This is a genomic window from Marisediminitalea alba, assembly GCF_002993365.1.
GTDB classification, from domain to species: Bacteria; Pseudomonadota; Gammaproteobacteria; order Enterobacterales; family Alteromonadaceae; genus Alteromonas; species Alteromonas alba.
Map to the genome: position 1 here is coordinate 1 of NZ_PVNP01000156.1, position 5,899 is coordinate 5,899.

The window sequence follows — 5,899 nt, forward strand, 5'->3', positions numbered from 1 at the left end:
CGGGGTAATTCGCGCGACCTTCCTGCTTATGCCTGTCGGCTCTACGTTGTTGCATTCCGTGCAAGTATTGGGCTTTAGTGATATTTGCCACCTCACCCTGCAACAACGCCTAAACCGCTTCCTGTTCGTCAGGCCAGCATTTTGCCTTCGGCTTCCTTCAGATTTCACCTCGCGATGAACACCCTTGCCGTTCGGCTAGCACTTCCCCTTGCCGGGTGTGCAGAGGACTTTCACCTCCAAGTCATCGACTCACCACCACAATGAATCGAACAGTGCTTTCGCACTACGCGCCATGCCCGGCGCACAAAACAAAAAAGCCGGTAAGTTATACCGGCTTTTACCATTACCTGGGTAGTCTAGCGAATATACTGTGACGTTTGCTCCGACTCTGCCCGCTGTTGATAACGGTCACGAAGCTTAATTTGTCGAGATGTCATCTCCATCATCTCGCCGTCAATGATCACTACTTCCGGCGCTTCAGTGACTTCCAGAGGATCGCCACTCCAGACAACCACGTCAGCTTTAGCCCCACTCGTGAGCGTGCCCAACTGATCAGGTGCACCAAAAATGCGCGCCGGATTCACTGTGAGAGCCGCCATAGCGCCTTCCCACGACATGCCAAATGCCACCGCATTACCGGCATGTTGGGTCGCCAGGCGGATATTGTGGGTTTCCATTCCTATCGCGACCATGACTCCGGCAGCTTCCAGGCGCTGAGCATTGGCCAGCGTGGCACCAAGCTGCTCGAAGCTACCGGGCAAATTAAATTCGGGGTCAATGATCACCGGAATGTTAGCGTCAGCCAGTTCCTCAGCCACCCGCCAGGCCTCCATTCCTTTAACCAGTACGACTTTAATTTTGGGGTAGCGCTGTTTAAAAGCGATAACCTGGCGAATGTCTGCGGCCCTGTCGGCAAACATCAGTAAAGGCGTTTCACCATTGACCACCGGTTTTAAGGCTTTTACATCCGCCCGGCTGTTTAAACCATGCCATTGTGAGGATGGACTCAACTGCGCTGCAGTACTTACCTGCATGGCCTCACTTATGGCTTGTTCTAACATCACCCAAAGTGCGGCTCTTGAGCCACCATTGCTGTCGGCACCGCCATTGCCGACATTCACTGCGGTGAATGCCCGTGATTTGAGTATCGGGTCGCCAGTGCCAGATAAGGTAATGACAGCTCCCAGCCCATGGAACAGACTGTCGCTACGTGAAATACCAGTGATAGCAGAAGTAAACCCTTCAACCCGGCTGATCGCAAGCAAGCTGGAGTCCGGGTTAATCGCATAGCTGACATCATAAGCAGCACCGGTGGAAGATACCGGATTTGATGACACAGAAGCATCCACAGTACCGGCAGAGCTACTCACTTCAACCAGTCCCAACTGGGTATAAGCACCAATCAATCCCGGTGTTACATACTTACCGCTGGCATCAATGGCCTGGTAACCCTCAGGGACCGCAGAGGAAGCACTGACCGACACAATTTCATTACCGTTAATCAACACGGTAGCACTTTCCAGTGTGCCCTGCTCGCTGCCGGTAAAAACTTTACCGCCGACGATGGCCAGTTTATCGGCCAGGGCAGTACTGCTGATGGTTGCCAACAGGCATATCGTTAATAATGACTTCATTTGATATCTCCCTCGCCAACTTGCCCTAACTCGAAATCTGCCACCGGCCACGACGCCGGATCACTAAGATCAAAGGCCAGTCCGCCATCGATATACACTTTGTCAGCTCTGGCGTAGGTTGAAAACGGATTGTCGCTCCACAGCACTAAATCCGCATTCTTGCCCACTTCCAGTGAGCCGGTTTTATCAAAAATACCCAACGATTTAGCCGGGTTAGCAGACAGCCAGATCCAGGCCTCCTCCTGACTGATGTCGATACCGGCACGGCGGCCATAAGACCAGGCTTTAGCTGCTTCCTGGTTAAGGCGTTGAATACCTAAATCACTGTCTGAATGAACGATGGCACAAGCGCCAGCTTCATGAACCATCGGAATGTTTTCACGGATGCCGTCGTAGGCCTCCATTTTAAAGCCCCACCAGTCGGCCCACATGGCTGAACAAACGTTGTTTTCGGCCAGCAGATCACCAATTTTGTAGGCTTCTACGCCGTGCTGGAACGAGTAAATCTGATAGCCGAACTCTTTCATGACATCCACCATCACAGCCATTTCATCGGCGCGATAACAATGCATATGTACGCGGATCTCATCTTTTAACACGCCCATCAGGGTATCAAGGTTTAGATCGCGCTTAGGCGGCGTTGGATTTTTACCCGCTTCATAATCGGCTTCGTAACGCTGCCAGGCGCGCATGTAATTTTCAGCATCTGCCAAAGCCTGACGATAACCTGCGACGTTGCCCATACGGGTTGAAGGACCGCCTTTTTTGCCATAAACCCGTTTCGGATTTTCACCACAGGCCATTTTTAGGCCGTAAGGCGCATCCGGAAACTTCATTTCCTGCATGGTGCGATCCGGCACATTTTTCAGCACCACTGAACGGCCACCAAACAGATTGGCAGAACCCGGTAAGATTTGCAGCGCGGTAACGCCACCAGCCAATGCACGGCCAAAACCAGGATCCTGAGGCCACACGGAATGCTCAGCCCACACATTTGCGGTTACCGGCTTCACTATTTCGTTACCATCGGAATGTGAATGGGTAGAGGGATTAGGATAAACCCCTAAATGGCTGTGCACATCAATAATGCCCGGCGTTACCCATTTACCGGTGCCGTCGATAACCGTAGCTTCTGCCGGCACATCGAGGTTTTCACCAATTGCCGCAATTTTACCGTCGGTAAAATACACCATGCCGTTATCAATCTTATTACCGATGCCATCTAAAATCGTGACGCCGGTGATCACCGTTGGCGCACCAGGTATCGGGGTATACTGACTGGGGAATGGATTTTTATCGATGGTCACTTTCGGTGACTGCTCGGCTTTATCTGCTTTATCTTCTGCACAGGCAGAAAGCAGCAAAGCACAGCAACACGCCGCAGTGATAACTAACTGCTTAAATGTAGTTGTCATGCATTACCTTTCTTTTAATCGTTGTCGTTTAGGTGCCACACCCCATCAAGGTTGAATTCAGAATCGATGGGATGAGTTTAACGGTAGCGAATCAAATGACAACGCACAAGCGGGAAACGTTATTTTGCAGCAGCAGCCGACTGTTGTAGCACCGCGACAATTTCATCGGCCTTTTGTAAACGGCGAATATTGTCGAACAGGACTTCTGCCTGAGGGTATTGACGCTTAAGATAGCCACACCACTGTTTCAGACGGTTTGGATAGTAACGGCCTTTGTCACCATAGATTTCATAACCGGAATAATCTATCAGCAGTTGCGCCAGTTCCGGCCAACTCATGGGCGGCTCGTTATCACGAATATGACGAGCCAGATTCGGCATGGCCAGTGCGCCACGGCCAATCATCACATCGTTGCAACCGGACATTTCCTGGCAGCGTTTGGCATCTTCATAAGACCAGATTTCACCATTAGCAATCACCGGTAAACGGGTATGGGCGCGAATTTTTTTAATCCAGTCCCAGTACGCCGGCGGCCGGTAGCCTTCGGTTTTGGTACGGGCATGAACGACTAACTCAGATGCTCCGGCTTCATCAATGGCCACGGCGTTATCGATAGCCAGCGACTTATCCTCAAAACCGAGACGTATTTTAGCCGTTACGGGCAAATGGGCCGGGACAGCCTCTCGCACGGCTTTAACGATATCATGCAGCAACTCGGTATATTGCAGTAATACCGCGCCGCCTTTGCTTTTATTGACCGTTTTAGCCGGACAACCAAAGTTGAGATCCACGCCTGGTGAGCCCAGCTCAACAGCGGTTAAGGCATTTTCTGCCAGCCACTGGGGATGCTGGCCAAGTAACTGTACGCGAACAGGCACCCCACTGGGTGTTTTACCGCCCTCATGCAATTCAGGGCACAGACGGTAAAAGGTTTTGTGCGGGAGTTTCTGGTCAACGATACGAACGAATTCTGTTACGCACAGATCAAAACCGCCTACCCGGGTAAGCATGTCGCGCATTAAATGATCAACAACGCCTTCCATCGGCGCTAACAAAACTCGCATAGTATTTTAGTATTCAGAAATAAAGGGGGCGAATATTAGCAGAACATTTGGCCGCTGACATCAGTATTGCTGTTTATGCCCTGTGCGCAGCGCAAAACGCTTTTCGCACCGATTTAAAATAGCGCGACGCTCTGTGGCATTGGCACTGCGCCAACCGGTGATTTCATCAATGTGGCGCTGGCAGCCCAGACAAATATCCTCATCATCCAGGCAGCAGTTGCCAATACAGGGCGATGTGGCAATTGCCTGTTCAACAGGGACTCTGGGTGTGCAGGTTTTCATTATTCTCAATCAGTTCCTCGGTAAACCACAGGCAAACGTAGCAGCCGAACCGGGCATCGAGTTTAGCAAAAAAATCGGCTTCGTTACTGGCTTCATATCTGACCAGTCTTTGCCCTACCCCTTCATATAACAATGCAACGTAAACCATGTTATCCCCGCTACGCGTTAAGCATAGCGAGGAGTATACATTTAGACGTCTAGAAATCCAAACATCCAGACATCGATAATCAACCGTTTATCGCATTACTTCAGTAAATGCTGTAAAGCTCCCTCTACAGCCGCAACCTGAGCACGGTTACAAATCTCCGGCGTCGCTGACGGGCTGTCCGGATACACTTCCGTCGTCGAACAATAGGTTGCATTGTTAAATCCGCCGCATAAAAAGAGCTTTCTCTTGTCATAGCAGATGACGCCTTCAGAGGGCACCTCAGCACCGATAATCAGGCCATTTTCATCCGTTGGCGCAATATGGGTAACTTTTTTGACCTCGTTGATAATCGCTTGCTGCAGGGGCAGATGAGGCGCTTTAGCATCGGCCACCAGATAAAAACCGTCAGGGATCTCCCAGGCTTTTTGCTCAATGGCATCACGGGCCGCTAATGCCGGGCGAAACTCGCTGTTATCCGTATCGGTGGTTTCGTGAAGATCGATGTGCAGTAAAAATTCCTGCGCCATTGCGCCGATAAAGTCCATGAGTAATTTTGACTCTGGCGCTGGCGAGTCGGGATAAAAGGAACGGTTCGGATCGATAGCCAGCGGATCCCAGCGGTTAATGGTTTCATAACCCCATGGGCTTACACAGGGAACCACTATCAGATTGATTTTATCGGTATACGCCTGACTGTATTCCCGGGCAAATAACAAAGCGCCCTGCACGCCACTGGTTTCGTAACCGTGCACACCACCGGTGACCAGTACCCAGGGGGCATCAGCAATTGGCTGCCTGGGTAACAGTGCATAAAGTGGGTAGCGTGATTCATCGTACGGTAAGGCGCCGTATTGAATAACAGAAAAATAATCCGGCATGCCATCTAACTGACTTAACACTTCATCAGCGTAACTACGCTTAACTGATTGTGCCGCGAGCCACTGTTTTTTTTCTTCTTCTCCCCAGGGCTGACCTGGTGTGCCGATAGGATACATTGATCACCTTATTGCTAGTAAATTAACAGATGAATTGTAGCATGATTGCAGAGTGGATGAAGTGACGGCAAATTGCACAGTAACCTGAGCACGCATAACTGTCTTAGCCAGTTATACAAAGCTGAACAGAATGAGTAATACCAATTGCATTAATTAATTGACCAAATTTGTCCACTCTCTCCAACAGAGATTTTTGACTCGCTCAACATCCGCAATGAATGTATTCCAGGCACGAGAGACCTGTTCTACTATTTCTTCGTAACCTCGAAATACCCGGTTTGATAAGCAACGCTGCCGTAGCCATTGCCATACCTGTTCCATCGGGTTCAGCTCCGGAGAATAGGCTGGGAGTTTTACGAGA

Annotated in this window: 7 protein-coding genes; all 7 read right to left on the reverse strand. The window is 50.4% G+C overall.

Going from position 1 to position 5,899, the window contains the following annotated elements; all coding sequences use genetic code 11:
• Nucleotides 1-356: 356 nt before the first annotated feature.
• Nucleotides 357-1,634: an amidohydrolase family protein gene (locus tag C6Y40_RS14340; protein WP_105935186.1), complete on the reverse strand. Its 1,278-nt coding sequence runs from the start codon at nucleotides 1,632-1,634 to the stop codon at nucleotides 357-359.
• The gene (locus C6Y40_RS14345; protein WP_105935187.1) at nucleotides 1,631-3,049 is read right to left on the reverse strand and encodes an amidohydrolase; all 1,419 of its coding nucleotides are present in this window, start codon (nucleotides 3,047-3,049) and stop codon (nucleotides 1,631-1,633) included. Before C6Y40_RS14345 ends, C6Y40_RS14340 begins: the two co-directional genes overlap by 4 nt.
• 119 nt (nucleotides 3,050-3,168) lie before the next feature.
• Entirely contained in the window at nucleotides 3,169-4,113 is a 945-nt protein-coding gene (gene dusC, locus C6Y40_RS14350) for a tRNA dihydrouridine(16) synthase DusC (protein ID WP_105935188.1), read from the reverse strand.
• 60 nt (nucleotides 4,114-4,173) lie between these two features.
• Nucleotides 4,174-4,395 carry a DUF1289 domain-containing protein gene (locus C6Y40_RS14355; RefSeq protein ID WP_105935189.1) on the reverse strand — a complete coding sequence of 74 codons (222 nt, stop codon included), beginning with the start codon at nucleotides 4,393-4,395 and terminating at the stop codon, nucleotides 4,174-4,176.
• Nucleotides 4,364-4,543, reverse strand: coding sequence for a hypothetical protein (locus C6Y40_RS24800; protein WP_105935190.1), 180 nt, complete (start codon nucleotides 4,541-4,543; stop codon nucleotides 4,364-4,366). The genes C6Y40_RS14355 and C6Y40_RS24800 overlap by 32 nt, the downstream gene beginning before the upstream one ends.
• Before the next feature lie 95 nt (nucleotides 4,544-4,638).
• A complete protein-coding gene (locus tag C6Y40_RS14365; RefSeq protein ID WP_105935191.1) occupies nucleotides 4,639-5,538 on the reverse strand; it encodes a M14 family metallopeptidase in 900 nt (299 codons plus the stop codon).
• Between the two features lie 153 nt (nucleotides 5,539-5,691).
• A partial coding sequence (locus C6Y40_RS14370) for a transposase (RefSeq protein WP_170308458.1) occupies nucleotides 5,692-5,899 on the reverse strand: 208 nt, incomplete at its 5' end.